Origin of the sequence: Flavobacterium commune (assembly GCF_001857965.1) — a bacterium.
Classification (GTDB): Bacteria; Bacteroidota; Bacteroidia; order Flavobacteriales; family Flavobacteriaceae; genus Flavobacterium; species Flavobacterium commune.
In genome coordinates this window covers 557,781-573,597 of record NZ_CP017774.1, presented here as the reverse complement: position 1 = coordinate 573,597, position 15,817 = coordinate 557,781, and the positions used below count along the sequence as shown (strand labels likewise).

Sequence of the window (15,817 nt, the reverse complement as noted above, 5' to 3'; positions counted from 1 at the left end):
ATGTAAATCGGGACAGCAAACTTTCTAATGACAATTTAAATTATTTATCTCAGTATGTTAAGATATTTGCTCGACGCGAGCAGTTATGAGTTTTGAGTTATAAGTTAAGAGTTTAAAAACTGCAAACTATAAACTGTGAACTGAAAACTAACAACCTTAAGGTGGTTATTGCGGCGGGGCTCACCTCTTCCCATCCCGAACAGAGTAGTTAAGCCCGCCTGCGCAGATGGTACTGCAGTTTTGTGGGAGAGTATGTCGTCGCCTTTCTTTGAAAACCCCGATTCTAATGAAACGGGGTTTTTTATTCTTATTTTGCTTTTACTTATTTTTAAGTAAGATTAGGTACCTTAGCTCAGATGGTAGAGCAATGGACTGAAAATCCATGTGTCCCTGGTTCGATCCCTGGAGGTACCACATTAATGCTCGGATGGTGAAATTGGTAGACACGCTGGACTTAAAATCCAGTGAACAGCAATGTTCGTGCGGGTTCAAGTCCCGCTCTGAGTACTAAAAGCTTCAATTGGCTATGCTGATTGAAGTTTTTTTTTGGATTTTATGTAGGATTTGAGTTCGCGTTAGGGATGGAAGCGGTATCCTTTTGTGAGTGAAATTTATATTCCGGATAAGAACCAAAATTACCCGAACAAAAGATAAAGCGGACAGCCCGACCCGTAGGGTAACGCTAAAAAGAATAAAATTTTTATTTAAAAGTGTTTCCTACTCCTAAATCAGTTCGGTTGATTTTTTGTATTGTGCCATCTTCGTTAAAAAATAGGTTTTCAGCACATACCTGACGTTGTTTTTCGCCACATTCTGATTTGTTTTCTAGCCATCTGTGATAAAATAAAACCCATTTTCCTTTGTATTCTACAATAGAATGATGATTATTACTTTCGCCTTCTTGATCCATAATAATTCCTTGGTATTTCCAAGGACCTTTAGGAGATTTAGCAGTATAATAAGTTAGGATTCTGTTTTCTTCAGGCATGGTATAATAGTAAATTCCGTTTCTCTTAAAGACCCAAGGGCCTTCTCTTTTAGGTTTGTAACCTCCCAATCCATTTTATACATTTCGCCTTTTACGCTGAGTAAATCGTTATTCATTTCAGCAACTAAATAATCGCCACCACCATTAAAATAAATATAGCCTTTACCATCATCATCTATAAAAAGGCAAGGATCATTAGCATAAGGAGTTGTCCATAAAGGTTTTCCAATGGCATCTTTAAATGGACCAGTTGGAGAATCACTCACGGCAATACCAATTCCCATCCATTTGGTGCTGTTTTTTGGATTAACTCTATCTTTAAAACCTGTTCCAACCGGAAAACAGAAATAGTATTTACCATTTTTATAAGCACAGTCCGGTGCCCAGGCAAAATTGTCGGCCCAGCTAAGGTCTTTAACAGAAAAAATGACTCCGTGGTCAGTCCAATTGACTAAATAACTGGAAGAAAACGCATACCAGTCTTTCATGAAAAAATCGGTTTGACATTCTTCGTCATGTGAGGTGTACACATACATTTTTCCATCTTTCCACACGTGGGCTGAAGGATCGGCAGTGAATATATTACTGCCAAAGTTGAGCGGATTTTGGGAGTAGCTATTAGTGCTTAAAATTGTAATAAGTAGTGGGACTACAATTGAAAATACTTTTGTTTTATTCATATTTTTTTGTGGTTCATTGGTTGATTTGTAAATATACTTGATTTATTGTATGAAAATTAAGTCTGTTAGTTAACTTATTGATTAATGAAGTGGATTTTTTGCAAAAAAAAACCTCCCTTCAATAAAGTGAGGTTCATAAAATGATGAGATTGTAATTATTTTGTCTTAACCATATTGTATTTTTCGCTACTGCTTTTACCTGATTGTAATCCGGAGATTTGAGTTGTTAAACTGGTTTTGGATGTTTTTTTATAGCTGATTTTTTGAGGATAATCGTTTTTAAGATTTTCAAAAATTAGTTCGTTTTCAATATCTTCATTTAGTTGAAAACGAATAGGTTTGTTATCGTTTTGACCTATTATGGTTGTGGTATAATTTAAATTTTCTCCTTTTTGTTCCAGAATGATACTTTCGTTATGAATGGTGTCTTTGTCTTTTATAAAGAGTGATTTGGCTTTAAATGTGCTGTCGTTTACTTTTTCCCAATTTTCAGAAAGTGTACCAAGATTAGTTTTGTTTTCCCAATTTCCGATAAGCCAATCGGCTTTTTTTATTAAATCTTTTTCGGCATTATTGTTTTTTTTACAAGCCGAAGCAATCAAGAGTATTGATAGTAATAAAGTTATTTTTTGCATAATTAAATTGAATTGATTTTGTATCAAATTCAGAGTAAAATTAGTAAAAATACCAATAGGATTTCAAGAATGTTATTTAGCCATTTTTAACATTCTATACCCGTTTAAAAGGCTTATTTTTGCCCTCCAAATTGAAAGGGGCACAAATTAATGATTTTAGACTATTTTAATAATTTACGTCAATCGCCAAAAGGGTATCGATTGGCAACAACCGCATTTTTCTTCATTTCTGGTTTTGGATATTCTTCATGGGCATCGCGAATTCCTGCTATTAAAGCTCAATTGCATTTATCGGAAGCTGAATTTGGAGCTGTTTTATTTGCTTTTCCAATTGGGTTAATGCTTACGATGCCGTTTACGAAAAGAATTCTGAATCTTTTCAGTAGTCGTTATTGTATGTTGTCAGGAGCTGTTTTGTTTAATATTATTTTGACATTACCTGGTTTTGTGGCATATGTGTGGCAGTTGGTTCTTATTCTTTTGATTTTTGGAGCTTCACGAAATATTTTGAATTTGTCGATGAATGCACAGGCGCTGGAAGTGCAACGCTTGTATCCTAAATCGATTATGACCACTTTTCATGCTATTTGGAGTTTAGCCGGATTTGCAGGTGCAGGTTTGGGTTATGTTATGGTGACACAACATATTGATCCATCCTTTCATTTGTTAGGTATTGGAGTAGCTATGCTAGCGGTGGTGAGTTGTTTTTATCCGTTAACAATAGAGACTGAACCATCGAAAGAAGAAAGTAAGTTCTTTTCTATGCCCGATAAAAATCTGTTAAAGTTTGCCATTATTTGTTTTGTATCGATGGCTTGCGAAAACACTATGTATGATTGGAGTGGAATTTATTTTCAGAATGTATTGCATGCTTCGCAAAAGATTACAACTGCGGCTTTTGTCTTTTTTATGACTGCGGTTACCTTGGGACGTTTTTTAGGGGATTATGCGGTGATGCGTTTTGGAATCAAAAACATTCTGTTTTACAGCGCTATAATGATTAGCGTTGGTTTTTTGATTTGTTTTCTATTACCGTTTATTATTCCAACTATTATAGGTTTTATTCTAATAGGTGTTGGTGTTTCCTGTACTGTTCCATTGGTGTTTAGTATAGCCGGAAGATCAAAAAGTTTGAGTAGTGGTTCGGCATTGACTTCCATATCGACTATTGGTTATCTTGGTTTTTTAGTGGTTCCGCCGATGGTTGGTTTCATTTCGGAAGCTTTGAGTATGAAATGGGCTTTTTTGGTTATGGCACTTTTAGGGAGTGTTATGATTTTTATGGTAAATAAAATTTCGGAGGATAATTAATTCAGCTAAAACAGATTCCTAGCCCTGATGGAAGCGGCATCCTTTTTCTAGCTTTTTTTGCTAGAAAAAGATAGAGCGGACAGCAGGAAAAAGCTTCTGAAAAAATCTGAAATACTGAAACAAAATTGTGCAATCTTTTTTGTATTTTTGCACTCCAATTATAAGGAATACAACTATGTTAGACAGACTTCAAATAGTGAAACAACGTTTTGATGAGATTTCGGATTTAATTATCCAACCGGATGTTATTGCCGATCAAAAACGTTATGTGCAGTTGAATAAAGAATATAAAGATCTTAAGGCCTTGGCTGAAAAAAGAGATGAATATGTTCTTTTGATGGCTAATATTGACGAAGCAAATGAAATTATTGCTGACGGAAGTGATGCAGATATGACCGAAATGGCTAAAATGCAACTGGATGAGGCTAAAGAAAGATTGCCTATTCTTGAGGAAGAAATCAAATTTATGTTGATTCCTAAAGATCCTGAAGATGCTAAGAATGTTATGGTGGAAGTTCGTGCCGGAACGGGTGGGGATGAAGCTAGTATTTTTGCAGGTGATTTATTTAGAATGTACACCAAATATTGTGAAAGCCGTGGTTGGAGAACATCGGTTGTGGATATGAACGAGGGAACTTCAGGAGGATTTAAAGAGATTATTTTTGAAGTTACCGGAGAAGATGTTTATGGAACTTTGAAGTTTGAAGCGGGAGTTCACCGTGTACAACGTGTACCGCAAACAGAAACTCAGGGACGTGTACATACATCGGCTGCGACGGTTATGGTTTTACCGGAAGCTGAGGAATTTGATGTTCAAATTGATATGAATGATGTGCGTGTGGATTTCTTCTGTTCGTCAGGACCTGGAGGACAATCGGTAAATACGACTAAATCGGCGGTGCGTTTGACACACATCCCGACCGGATTAGTGGCACAATGTCAGGATCAGAAATCACAACACAAAAATAAAGATAAGGCTTTAAATGTATTGCGTTCTCGTTTGTACGAAATGGAATTGGCTAAAAAACAAGAAGAAGATGCTTCTAAAAGAACTTCTCAGGTAAGTTCCGGAGACCGTTCGGCAAAAATCAGAACTTATAATTATGCTCAGGGTCGTGTAACCGATCATAGAATTGGATTAACACTATACGATTTAGGAAATATCATGAATGGCGATATTCAGAAGATTGTAGATGAGTTACAATTAGTAAATAATACTGAAAAACTAAAAGAAGCCAGTGAGGTTTTCTAATAGTTTTCCGAGAGTTAATTAAAGATTATTTGTTAAGAAAAACATAATTTTTTTAATGGTATTAATAAGAAAAAGCACTTAATTTGCGTTATCAAATTAGGTGTTTTTTTTGCCCCCAATTTACTAACTAAAAATATTAAGTATGAAAAAGAGAATTTATCTTTCGTTGTTTGCTTTTGCAAGTTTATGCGCGGCAAATGCCCAGTCTTATTTAGGTTATGTTCATGATAATTATGCAGGTGTACAAGGTGTATTGTACAATCCTGCGTCTATTGTTGACTCTCGTTTTAAAACGGATATTAATTTGTTTTCAATTAGTTCTTCTGTTACTAACGACTTGTATGGCGTAAAGATTTTTGACGTTTTCAAAGACGGTTACGATTTTGATCTGGAGGCTAAAAAGAGTTTTAGTAACGCTAATAATGTGGCCTTTAATACAGATATTATGGGGCCATCTGTTATGTTTAACATCGCTCCAAAACATTCGTTAGCAATTTTTACAAGAGCAAGAGCTTTTATTAATGTTGTTGATGTAAACGGACAAGTAATTAATGATGTCACAAAAGATAATTCTTCTAGTTTTCCTGAGGCTCAGGTAGGAAGTTTTAACGGAGTTGGAAATTCATGGGGAGAATTAGGGCTTTCTTACGCTGCTGTTTTGTATCAAAGAGGTCAGCATTTCTTAAAAGGAGGTATTACTGCCAAGTATTTACAAGGTGTGGCTAATTATCATTTTAAGGGTACAAACATAACTATGGCGTATAATGATACCGGTTCGGATCTTACTAGTACCTATACTACATCTGGTAATGCTATTTACGGTTCAAGTCAGGATTTTTCACTTAGTTCAGATGTTGAAATTAATTCATCATCAAGAGGTTTTGGTGTTGATTTAGGTTTGGTTTACGAATGGAGACCGGAATACACTGCAGACAGGGCTGATATTAATGATTTGAAAGAAGTAAATAAATACAAGTTGCGTTTTGGTGTTTCGGTTACTGATATAGGTTCTATGAAATATGCAGATGGAGTTCGTAATGGTTATAATTTAGGAGGAGTATTTTCTCAGGATGATTTTGATGGTTATGATAGCTTTGATGATTTTATGGAAGGTGAATTTGGTCCAGGTACTACTGTTAACGGAGCAGTAAAATCTAATTTACCTACAGCTATTCATGCCGATGTGGACTGGAATATTCATAATAAATTCTATTTGAACGCTAATGCTGATTTTGGAGTAGTTAGCAAAACAAAATTAAATCAAAACAGTATTGCTAACCGTGTGAGTGTGACACCTCGTTACGAATCCAAATGGTTTAGTGCTTATGTTCCAATTTCGTATATGGATTATAGCAAACAGGCACAAGTGGGATTTGGTTTAAGAACAGGAGTGTTCTTCATTGGATCTGGTTCAATTCTATCTAATGCAGTTTCAAAAAGTTCAAGAGCTGCTGATATTCATTTAGGATTTAAGATTCCTGTATATCAAAAGAAAGCTAAAGATCAAGATGGAGACGGTATCTTAGATAAAGATGATGAATGTCCTACTGTAGCTGGTCCTGTTGAAAATAAAGGATGTCCATGGGGAGACAGAGACAATGATGGAATATTGGACAAAGATGATAAATGTCCGGACGTTGCCGGTCCTGCTGCTAATAATGGTTGTCCATGGGAAGATAAGGATAATGATGGTGTTTTAGACAAAGATGATAAATGTCCTACTGTTGCCGGTCCAAAAGAAAATGCAGGTTGCCCTTGGCCTGATACTGATGGAGATGGTGTTTTAGATAAAGACGATAAATGTCCAAAAGTAAAAGGAACTCTTGCTAATAATGGTTGTCCTGAAGTAACTACTGAAGTAATTAAAAAATTAAATGATTTCTCTAAATCTATTTTATTTGATTCTTCTAAAGCGACTATCAAACCAGAATCTAACAGTAAATTAGAAGAAATTGTAAAAGTGATGAACGAATACAGTAATGCTAATTTTAAATTAGAAGGACATACTGATAGTACTGGTAATGCTGCTAAAAACCTTCAATTATCTAAGGATAGAGCCGCTGCAGTAAAAGATTATTTAGTTGCTAAAGGTATTAGTGCTGACAGACTTTCGTCAGAAGGTTATGGAATCACTAAGCCAATTGCTTCTAACAAAACGGTAGAAGGAAGAGCTGAAAACCGTAGAGTTGAAATTATTCTGGTAAAATAATCATAGTTATTGCTATAAAAAAATGAGGCTTTCGGGCCTCATTTTTTTTTTTTTTTTGGGGAAAAAATTTAAAGTTTCTTTTTTAACAGAAATAAGAAGCTTTTTTATTCTAAAGTTTAAAACCGTAGGCCAGACGCAAAGCAACTTGACCTAATCCCTTATCGGGATTATCGTTTCTTAGGGCTGGAAAATCAGGTAAGTATTCGTAGCGAACACTTATATCAATGTATTTTGTGGCATATCCAATACCGGGACTTAACAATAAGGATTTGTCGTTGTAATCATTGGTTACTGCAAATGCAGCACCTGCTTCACCCATTAAATAGAATTTGTCTTTTAAAACAAAAGCCTTGAAACCTAATTTGGCAGGAATATAGCCCAAATCATTATTATCTCCTGTTACAAAAAGATTATTGAATCCGGTAGTGGCTGTAAGTGAATATTTTTTGGATAAATCATATTGTAAACGAACATCACCACCTACATTTAATTTATAAGGATCTTCAAATGGATAACCCACAGAAGCACCAATTCCTAATTTGAATTTTTGCTCGTAATTATCATTAGAAATGTCCTGTGCTAGAGCTTTAGTTGTACCAATTGTTAGCAAAGCCAGCATTGCTATTGTTTTAATTGATTTTATCATGATTGTTGTATTTGGGGTTACTTTTTATAGAATCGAAATAAAGAACTAGTTTTTCTTTCCTGTTTCGCTTTCAATTTTTGCTTTTCCATTGTGAAGAAATTGATGGGCATCATCTGAAACAGATTGGTATTTGGCATCTATTTTCTGAATCATCTTATCAAAGTCTTCTTTCATGTTATCTTTGAGTTCTCGCGATTTTTCTCTGATTTTTCTTCTGGTTTTTTTTCCGCTTTGCGGTGCAAACAGGATTCCTAAAATGGCTCCGGTTGCTAATCCGCCTATTACTCCTAATATTACTTTATTTGTTTTCATAATTATATCATTTAAGGGTTATTATTTAAAGTTGTTTTCCGCTAATAATTCGCATCAATACTGCAATAATTGCAATGACTAATAAAATGTGAATTAAGCTCCCTATACTATATACAAAGAAACCTAATGCCCAGAATACTACTAGCAATACAGCAGTTAGATAAAGTATATTTCCCATGATTGTATTTTTTAAATTAAACTTTTCTTAGAGTTTGAAACCTATGTACAAACTCAAAGCACTGTTTTTTGAGTCAGGAAAAGTATAGGTGTTTCCTCCAAAATTGCGTTCTTTTCCGATGGTTTGTAATCCATAATTGTAGCGAATTCCTAATGAAGTTGAGGCAAAATCAAAGCCAATTCCGGCTGCTAAACCATAATCCCATTTGTTTAAGTCATCGTTACTTATGTTTTCTTCAAAATCAAAAACACCAGTATTACTTTCATTTGTTGCATTTCCATCTATTAAATAGGCGGCATAAGGACCAAAATGAACATTAAAGTTAGGTGTAACATTTAATTTCAAGAGCACTGGCATTTCTAAATAATTTAGTTTTAGCCTTGTTGTTCCTGTAGCAAAGGCATTATCATAAATTAGTTCTGATCCTTTACGGGAATAGTTAAGCTCAGGTTGAATGGATACTGCTGACGAAACAGGTAAGTTGGCATACAAACCGGCATTGAAACTGGTTAGTATATTATTGTCATCAACATCTTCGGTGTAGAGATTGGTAAAATTAACACCTCCTTTAATTCCCATTGAAGGACTCAGTGATTGTGCTTTAGTAAAACTTACAAATGAAAAGCAAATCATTGCTGCTAAAAATAATCTTTTCATGATTTTATTTTTTTTGATTTATAAATAGATTTGAGAGTAGTTCCTAGGCTACATTACAAAGTTGCAATATCTTAGTATTAAAAGTGTTATAGGATATTTTGAGACTTTTATACAATTTCCATTTCGGTTTAAGTATGAAAAAACACCTCGTAAAAGGTGTTTGGATAATTGTATTTTATTATAAATAAAGCTTTACTGTTGATGTAGTTTTTGCTCTTTTTGAACAAGAGCAATATTATTTTGAATACTTGTAATACTTTCTGCAGCTACTGTTTTTAAAGCTTTGTTTTGAGTAGTTGTGGCAATTGTTTTGTACTGCTCTAATTCAGAAAGAAGTAAATCAGCGGTTTTTTTTAAGTATAAATAAGTGTTGGCTTCGCTGATAAAACTTTTTAAAGGTGTAGTATCATACAAGGTATTAGGAATGATGATAAAATTGTCTTTTGCAATTTTTTTTATTTTATTTTTTAGTAAAAGATGATCGTTTTCAACTTGTTTAAAAACAATATCACTACTGTTTTCTGCTTCCCGTTCTTGGGCTTTTTGAGTAATTGCCACTATTTTAAGGTTCGATTCGGCAATTTCAATCAAGACTTGTGCTTCTATTTTGGTATTTGTAGCACTCTTTTCAACTTTATTTTTTTTCTCACAAGATGTTACAATCAAACAACTGATGGAAAAAAGCATAAAGAATAAAATAATTTTATTACTTTTTAGAGTGCTCATTAGCTTGTTTTTATGCGAAATTAAATAAAATGACATCTATTTTAGTTATATGATTTTCTGATAATGTTATAGAATTGCAATTGCTTAAATGGGTAAATAAATCTCGAATTCAGCTCCCTGATTGACTTTTCCTTTTGCAAAAATGTAGCCTTTGTGGTTTTCGACAATTTTTTTACAAATAGCCAGTCCTACTCCGGTTCCGGGATATTCCTTTTTACCATGTAATCTATTGAAAAGCAAGAATATTTTTTCGGCATATTCCTGTTCAAATCCCAGTCCGTTGTCTTTGAAAGTAATTTTTAGGTATTCTTTTTTCGAATCGTCTTTTAATTTTGGAACTTTAAATGCTTTTACTTTTTTAGAATTAATATCCATAATAACTGCTTCATCGGTTTTTGAATATTTTAATGAATTACTTATAATATTAATAAAGAGTTGTTCCAGTTGGAACTGAATTCCCTGAATGCTGTGTAGTTTTTCGAAATGGATTACCGCTTTTTTCTCGGCTATATTTTCCGAAAGTTCGCTTAAGGCATTGGATACAACCTGATTTAAATCGACTTCTTCAAATCTTTTTTCTGAGCGATTGGTTCTGGAATATTGTAATAAGTCATCAATTAAAATGCGCATTCTGTTAGAAGCTTCCTGAATTTTTTCGAAATAACCCTTTGCTGTTTCCGACAATTGCTCTTTTTCCCGGTCTTCAATTCTGGAAATAAAAGTTTGAATTTTCCGAAGTGGTTCCTGTAAATCATGGCTGGCTACATGATTAAATTCAGTTAATTCCTTGTTGTTTTGTACTAATTCTTTATTTCTCAGCTCGATTAATTGGGTTTTGTTATAATCTTCGGTAATGTCCTGAGTGGTACCTATCATGTTTTTATTCCCCAATTTATCGATGAAAATTTTAGCTGTAGTTCTAAAATGACGAACTTCAAGCGTATCTTTTTTTAATATTCGATAATGGATAAGTGGCAGCATGGCTGATTCTTCGATTTCCTGAAAAGCAGCTGTAAAAATCTCTTTGTCATCAGGATGAATGAAGTTTAATAAATTTTCTAAATTAGCTTCAAAGGATTGCGGTTTACAACCCAGCAAACGAAATTTATTATCCGAAAAACTAAAGTTTTTGTCTTCGATATTAAGAACCCAGCTACCGTATTTCCCTAGTATTTCGGCTTGTTTACTCGATTCGTCAAATATTTTCAGTCTAATATTTTGAGTAACTAAGTCTTTGTAGTTTTTAATAATTCGCATATAACCCAAACCTAAAATCAGAATTGAAATTAAGAAAGTAGAAAATACAATTAAAGGTGTGTTAGAATTGTTGTATTTATAGAGTTTATCTTTGGTACTTAATAATTTATTTTCGGTACTGAGCATAGTGTCAATCTCATTTCTCAAGGAATCCATGACTATTTTTCCGTTTTTAAAATCGGTATTAAATTCGTCATTATTGGCAAAATTGTTTTTGAAATACGAAAAACGTTTGTCAACCAAATCGTAAATCCGAATGAGTTGTTGTTGCTTAACAGTGTCTGATTTTATGGTATTATTTAAGGACTGAAAAGTGAGATTTACATTTTTTCGGGCATTGATAAAAGGTTCTAAATAAGTAGAATCATTAGTAATAACATAGCCTCTATGCCCTGTTTCGGCATCTTTTATGTAGGATATAAGTTGACCTAATTCGATAGAAATGGCATAGGTATTCATAATCGAATCACTTATTTTATCCAATTCTTTAATGTGTCTGTAAGTGATAGACGCCAGAAAGATTAAGATAAAAAAGGCGATCAAAAATACGGATCGGATAAAGCCTATTGAATCGAATAATTTAGATTTAAACATAGTTTACATGCGTAATAAAAAATTATCTTTATTTAATCCCGAGGTGATATATTGCCAGTTCAAAGTCACTACTTCTGATAAAACTTCTTTTAGTTTTCCAAAATGATTTGGTTTTTTTATATAAATATTCGCTCCTAAAACAAAGGTGTTTTCGATATCTTCCTCAGAGGAAGAAGTCGAATAAATAGCAATTACAATATCTTTAAATTTGGGATTCGCTTTAATTTCTTTCAAACATTCTATGCCAGATTTTAGAGGCATATTTAAGTCTAAGAAAATAATATTAGGCAAAATCGTTTCGGGAGCATTAAGGAAATTCATCAAGGCCACGCCATCGTTTACCGTATTTACTACCGTATTGATTTTTAATTCCTCAAAAGCATCTGTAAAAAACAATCGGTCGTCTTCGTCATCATCGGCAAGAGTAATTAAGATAAAATCTTTTTGCATGGCTGTTTTTTTGGGGTTTAGTTGATATTTTGATTGTTAATTTCGCTGCGTTTTTTTAGTATTCTTTGAAAAGCCGAAGGTGTAATTCCGGTTGTGTTTTTAAATTGAGAACTCAAATGCGCTACACTTGAATAATTGAGTTTAAAAGCAATTTCGGTTAAGGTCAAATTATGGTGAGTAATGAGTTTTTTGACATATTCAATTTTTTGAAGAATGATAAAATTCTCAATCGAAGTGTAAGTAACTTCCGAAAAAAGATTAGAAAGGTATCCGTAACTATGGTTTAGTTTTTCAGCAAGATATACAGAACTTTTTACCGAAGGAATTTCGTCGTTGACTATCATTTCGATAATAGTTTCTTTGATTTTTTGTACAATTATATTTTTTTGATTTTCGATAATTTCAAATCCATATTCGTTTAATGTCGAATTTATTTTTTGATAAGTATCTGTATCAATGTTTTCTAAAAATAAAATTTCATTGGTATTAATAAGATTGTATTTGACGTTGAATACATCTAATTTCTCTTTTAAAATTTTCTTAATTAGAAAATGGCTGTCCGTTTTTAAAAATAATTTCAAGGCTATTATTTTAGGGTTTTAGTAAAAGTAATAAATAGCTTTATTAATTTATAGTTTTTCAAAGTTAGTTTTGCCTTAATTTACTTCTATTATAGAATTTTCAGAGAAACTTATACAATTCTTATATTAATTACAATTGGCTTTGTAACTTTGCGCTTTGAAAATAAAAATAAATGACTACACAACAGTTAATTGAACAAATCAGATTGAAAAAATCCTTCTTGTGCGTAGGATTAGATGTCGATTTGAATAAAATTCCTCAAAGTTTTTTAGAAAAAGAAGATCCTATTTTTGAATTCAATAAAGCAATAATTGATGCCACTCATGATTTGGCAGTTGCTTATAAACCCAATACTGCTTTTTTTGAAGCTTACGGTATAAAAGGATGGATTTCTTTGCAAAAAACGATTAATTATATCAACAATAATTATCCCGATATTTTTACCATTGCGGATGCTAAACGTGGCGATATTGGAAATACTTCATCCATGTATGCCAAAGCTTTTTTCGAAGATTTGAACTTTGATAGTATTACCGTTGCACCATATATGGGGAAAGATTCTGTAGAACCTTTTTTAGCTTTCGAAGACAAACATACTATTATGTTAGCCTTGACTTCTAACGAAGGTGCTTTTGATTTTCAAACCCTTGATGTTGATGGAACAGAACTATACAAACGCGTTTTAGAAACTTCTAAAACATGGAAGAATTCGGAGAATTTGATGTATGTAGTAGGAGCTACTAAAGCGGAGTATTTTACTGAGATAAGAAAAATTGTTCCCGATAGTTTCTTGTTAGTTCCGGGTGTTGGCGCGCAAGGAGGAAGTTTATCAGAAGTTTGTAAATACGGAATGAATGGCAATGTAGGATTACTAATTAATTCTTCAAGAGGAATTATTTATGCTTCTAAAGAAGCTGATTTTGCCGAGAAAGCAAGAGCTGAAGCTTTGAAAATGCAGCAGGAAATGGAAGCTATTTTGGAATCCAGAAAATAAAATTAGTTTCTAAATTGTATATAGAACCATTAAAGAGTATTGCTTTTTAATGGTTTTTTTAATTCAAATTTTAAATCGAATCAGTTGAAACAGTACTCATTAATCGACGATATTGGAACTCAGCATACTTTTGATAAAGTACCGCAACGGATTATTTCTTTAGTGCCTTCGCAAACGGAATTATTGGTTGATTTAGGATTGGAAGCTAAATTGGTTGGGATTACAAAATTTTGTATTCATCCAAAAGATTTACGAATTAAAAAACAAATTGTAGGCGGAACGAAAAAGGTAGATTATGATAAGATTAGAGCCTTAGCTCCCGATATTATTATTTGTAATAAAGAAGAAAACACTTTGGAAATAGTAGAAAATCTTCGTGAAATCTGTCACGTTTGGGTAACTGATATTATTAGCGTTGAAGATAATTTTAATATGATAAGCGATTTTGGAAATCTCTTTGATTGTGTTGCTGAAGCCGAAAATTGGAATAGAAAATTAGCTTTAGCTTTTAGTAATTTTAAAAGTTTTATAGCAACGAAGCCTGTGAAAAAAGTGGCTTATTTTATTTGGAAAAATCCTTATATGGTGGCGGGTTCAGGTAATTTTATTGATGAATTATTGCAATTAAATCATTTTGAAAACGCGTTTGCAAACCAACCAAGGTATCCTGAGATTGAACTCGAAAAATTAAATCCGGATGGAGATTTAAACTATGTTTTTTTGTCCTCAGAACCTTATCCTTTTAAAGAAAAAGATGCTTTAAAAATGGCAAATTACACTAATTCCGCAAAATGTATTTTTGTAGATGGTGAAATGTTTTCCTGGCACGGAAGCCGATTGTTAAAAGCTTTCGACTATTTTAAAGAATTACAACAAAAGTTATAATTCGCATTCTTCTAAAACTAATTCTTCCTGCTCATTTTTAGTTGCAGCAGTCTTTTTTTGTTTTATTTGAGTTAGAATTTTAAATTCTTCTTGTAGTTTTTCAATTTCACTCGTCTCTTTCAAAAGTCCATTCATAACAGTAAATTTTTCGCAAATTTACATTAAGACAATATTAAAAACCTAGTTTTTTAAGTTAAGTTTAGTAATTTAATGGAGTTTTGAGCTGAAAATTAAGAATAATACTAAACTTGTTGGAGAAGAAAAATGAGGTAACAATATTATTTTTAGAAAAAAGAACAAACTATATGTTTAAAAAAAGAAGTGCTAGTATTCAAAAATACTAGCACTTGTTTTAACTAACCAAAACCAAATATAATAAATAACCAGTTCATTACATTGCAAAGATGCCACATAACAGCGGGAAAAGCTGTTAAGGATATGTTATTACTTTGTTGGTTATAAGTTAAGATTTAAACATGTGTTTAACAAGTTTGATTAGCGTTTAAGAGAAAATAACGGTTTTGTTATTGTAAACCATTGTTTTACGTTCGGCATGCAGTTTTACAGCCCTTGCCAATACGCTGCGCTCCAAATCACGACCTTTTACAATAAAATCTTCGATGGAATGACTATGGGAAACTCTGGTAATGTCTTGTTCAATAATTGGTCCTTCATCCAATTCCTCAGTTACATAATGACTGGTAGCACCAATAATTTTTACTCCACGGGCAAAAGCCGAATGATAGGGCTTTGCTCCGGGAAATGCCGGTAAAAACGAGTGATGGATGTTGATGATTCTGTTTTTATACAACTCAATCAGTTTAGGTGTGATAATTTGCATGTATCGGGCTAATACAATAAAATTGACGTTGTATTCTTTCAACAAGGCTATTTGTTGTTTTTCACCTTCTTCTTTGATGTCTTTAGTGAAAGGAACATAATGAAACGGAATGTCAAAACGTTGTGCAACTCCTTTTAAATCCTCGTGATTACTAATAATTAACGGAATTTCAAGAGGTAATTCGCCGGCACTGTATCGTCCTAAAAGATCATATAAACAGTGGTCGTATTTAGAAATAAAAAGTGCCATTCTGGGTTTGTATTCCTGAGTATAAATTTCCCAGGACATATTGAATTTATCAGCCAGATTGGATTGGAAATCTTTTTTGATTAATTCTAAATCCCAGTTTTGAGTACTGAATTCACATTCTAAACGCATGAAAAATACATTTTCATTTTCGTCAACATGCTGATCCAGATAAATGATATTTCCTTCGATTCCTGCAATATAATTGGTTACAGAAGCGATAATTCCTTTCTGATCCTCGCAATGGATAAGTATTGTTATTTTTTGCATTTTATAATTATTTCATGATTTCAATAAAGTCTATTGAAATCAATTTTTATTGAAGTTCTAAAGGATTCAAAACTAAACTTATTTTTTAATAAAACAAATGCTGT

Annotated in this window: 18 protein-coding genes, 2 tRNA genes and 1 rRNA gene; 8 read left to right on the top strand and 13 right to left on the bottom strand. The window is 32.9% G+C overall.

Translation table 11 applies throughout. From position 1 onward, the window contains the following. Positions 1 to 157: 157 nt before the first annotated feature. The 3 genes from rrf (at position 158) to BIW12_RS02380 (ending at position 507) form a co-directional block, all read left to right on the top strand. A 5S ribosomal RNA gene (rrf, locus tag BIW12_RS02390) occupies positions 158 to 267 on the top strand. A gap of 74 nt (positions 268 to 341) precedes the next feature. Further along, a tRNA-Phe gene (locus BIW12_RS02385) sits at positions 342 to 414 on the top strand. 7 nt (positions 415 to 421) lie between these two features. Then, positions 422 to 507: transfer RNA gene (locus BIW12_RS02380), tRNA-Leu, on the top strand. 193 nt (positions 508 to 700) lie between these two features. Here the strand turns inward: BIW12_RS02380 and BIW12_RS16630 are convergent. The 3 genes from BIW12_RS16630 to BIW12_RS02370 all read right to left on the bottom strand — a co-directional run bounded on the left by BIW12_RS16630 (position 701) and on the right by BIW12_RS02370 (position 2,303). Continuing rightward, the gene (locus BIW12_RS16630) at positions 701 to 988 is read right to left on the bottom strand and encodes a glycoside hydrolase family protein (protein ID WP_255510521.1); all 288 of its coding nucleotides are present in this window, start codon (positions 986 to 988) and stop codon (positions 701 to 703) included. Further along, on the bottom strand, positions 964 to 1,668 hold the full coding sequence (locus BIW12_RS16625) for a family 43 glycosylhydrolase (protein WP_198033443.1): 705 nt from the start codon (positions 1,666 to 1,668) through the stop codon (positions 964 to 966). Before BIW12_RS16625 ends, BIW12_RS16630 begins: the two co-directional genes overlap by 25 nt. Positions 1,669 to 1,823: 155 nt before the next feature. After that, positions 1,824 to 2,303, bottom strand: a complete 480-nt coding sequence (locus BIW12_RS02370) for a DUF6265 family protein (protein WP_232227129.1) — start codon at positions 2,301 to 2,303, stop codon at positions 1,824 to 1,826. 150 nt (positions 2,304 to 2,453) lie between these two features. Between BIW12_RS02370 and BIW12_RS02365 the strand changes: the two genes are divergently transcribed. The 3 genes from BIW12_RS02365 (at position 2,454) to BIW12_RS02355 (ending at position 7,075) form a co-directional block, all read left to right on the top strand. Further along, positions 2,454 to 3,614: an MFS transporter gene (locus BIW12_RS02365; RefSeq protein ID WP_071183648.1), complete on the top strand. Its 1,161-nt coding sequence runs from the start codon at positions 2,454 to 2,456 to the stop codon at positions 3,612 to 3,614. Positions 3,615 to 3,789: 175 nt separating this feature from the next. Beyond that, a complete protein-coding gene (gene prfA / locus BIW12_RS02360) occupies positions 3,790 to 4,866 on the top strand; it encodes a peptide chain release factor 1 (protein WP_071183647.1) in 1,077 nt (358 codons plus the stop codon). A 142-nt stretch (positions 4,867 to 5,008) separates the two neighbouring features. Next, positions 5,009 to 7,075: a DUF5723 family protein gene (locus BIW12_RS02355; protein WP_071183646.1), complete on the top strand. Its 2,067-nt coding sequence runs from the start codon at positions 5,009 to 5,011 to the stop codon at positions 7,073 to 7,075. Between the two features lie 109 nt (positions 7,076 to 7,184). On the opposite strand, the gene BIW12_RS02350 is transcribed toward BIW12_RS02355, so the two are convergent. The 8 genes from BIW12_RS02350 to BIW12_RS02320 all read right to left on the bottom strand — a co-directional run bounded on the left by BIW12_RS02350 (position 7,185) and on the right by BIW12_RS02320 (position 12,476). Continuing rightward, positions 7,185 to 7,721 (bottom strand): outer membrane beta-barrel protein, encoded by a 537-nt coding sequence (locus tag BIW12_RS02350; protein ID WP_071183645.1) that lies wholly within the window; start codon positions 7,719 to 7,721, stop codon positions 7,185 to 7,187. 45 nt (positions 7,722 to 7,766) lie between these two features. Continuing rightward, positions 7,767 to 8,033 (bottom strand): YtxH domain-containing protein, encoded by a 267-nt coding sequence (locus BIW12_RS02345; protein ID WP_071183644.1) that lies wholly within the window; start codon positions 8,031 to 8,033, stop codon positions 7,767 to 7,769. 25 nt (positions 8,034 to 8,058) lie between these two features. Further along, positions 8,059 to 8,211 (bottom strand): lmo0937 family membrane protein, encoded by a 153-nt coding sequence (locus tag BIW12_RS16280; protein ID WP_140486467.1) that lies wholly within the window; start codon positions 8,209 to 8,211, stop codon positions 8,059 to 8,061. 27 nt (positions 8,212 to 8,238) lie between these two features. Then, a complete protein-coding gene (locus BIW12_RS02340; RefSeq protein ID WP_071183643.1) occupies positions 8,239 to 8,868 on the bottom strand; it encodes a porin family protein in 630 nt (209 codons plus the stop codon). 192 nt (positions 8,869 to 9,060) lie between these two features. Next, on the bottom strand, positions 9,061 to 9,594 hold the full coding sequence (locus tag BIW12_RS02335; protein WP_140486469.1) for a hypothetical protein: 534 nt from the start codon (positions 9,592 to 9,594) through the stop codon (positions 9,061 to 9,063). Positions 9,595 to 9,678: 84 nt separating this feature from the next. After that, positions 9,679 to 11,334 carry a sensor histidine kinase gene (locus BIW12_RS02330; RefSeq protein ID WP_198033442.1) on the bottom strand — a complete coding sequence of 552 codons (1,656 nt, stop codon included), beginning with the start codon at positions 11,332 to 11,334 and terminating at the stop codon, positions 9,679 to 9,681. Positions 11,335 to 11,448: 114 nt separating this feature from the next. Next, the gene (locus BIW12_RS02325; protein ID WP_071183640.1) at positions 11,449 to 11,895 is read right to left on the bottom strand and encodes a response regulator; all 447 of its coding nucleotides are present in this window, start codon (positions 11,893 to 11,895) and stop codon (positions 11,449 to 11,451) included. 17 nt (positions 11,896 to 11,912) lie between these two features. After that, positions 11,913 to 12,476 (bottom strand): helix-turn-helix domain-containing protein, encoded by a 564-nt coding sequence (locus tag BIW12_RS02320; RefSeq protein WP_071183639.1) that lies wholly within the window; start codon positions 12,474 to 12,476, stop codon positions 11,913 to 11,915. Between the two features lie 173 nt (positions 12,477 to 12,649). Between BIW12_RS02320 and pyrF the strand changes: the two genes are divergently transcribed. Further along, a complete protein-coding gene (gene pyrF / locus BIW12_RS02315; RefSeq protein ID WP_071183638.1) occupies positions 12,650 to 13,471 on the top strand; it encodes an orotidine-5'-phosphate decarboxylase in 822 nt (273 codons plus the stop codon). A gap of 84 nt (positions 13,472 to 13,555) precedes the next feature. Beyond that, positions 13,556 to 14,356, top strand: a complete 801-nt coding sequence (locus BIW12_RS02310) for an ABC transporter substrate-binding protein (protein WP_071186079.1) — start codon at positions 13,556 to 13,558, stop codon at positions 14,354 to 14,356. Here the strand turns inward: BIW12_RS02310 and BIW12_RS16420 are convergent. Both BIW12_RS16420 and purU read right to left on the bottom strand, forming a co-directional pair. After that, entirely contained in the window at positions 14,351 to 14,491 is a 141-nt protein-coding gene (locus BIW12_RS16420) for a hypothetical protein (RefSeq protein WP_181161663.1), read from the bottom strand. The genes BIW12_RS02310 and BIW12_RS16420 overlap by 6 nt on opposite strands. 367 nt (positions 14,492 to 14,858) lie before the next feature. Continuing rightward, positions 14,859 to 15,713 (bottom strand): formyltetrahydrofolate deformylase, encoded by an 855-nt coding sequence (gene purU / locus BIW12_RS02305; protein ID WP_071183637.1) that lies wholly within the window; start codon positions 15,711 to 15,713, stop codon positions 14,859 to 14,861. Positions 15,714 to 15,817 lie beyond the last annotated feature (104 nt).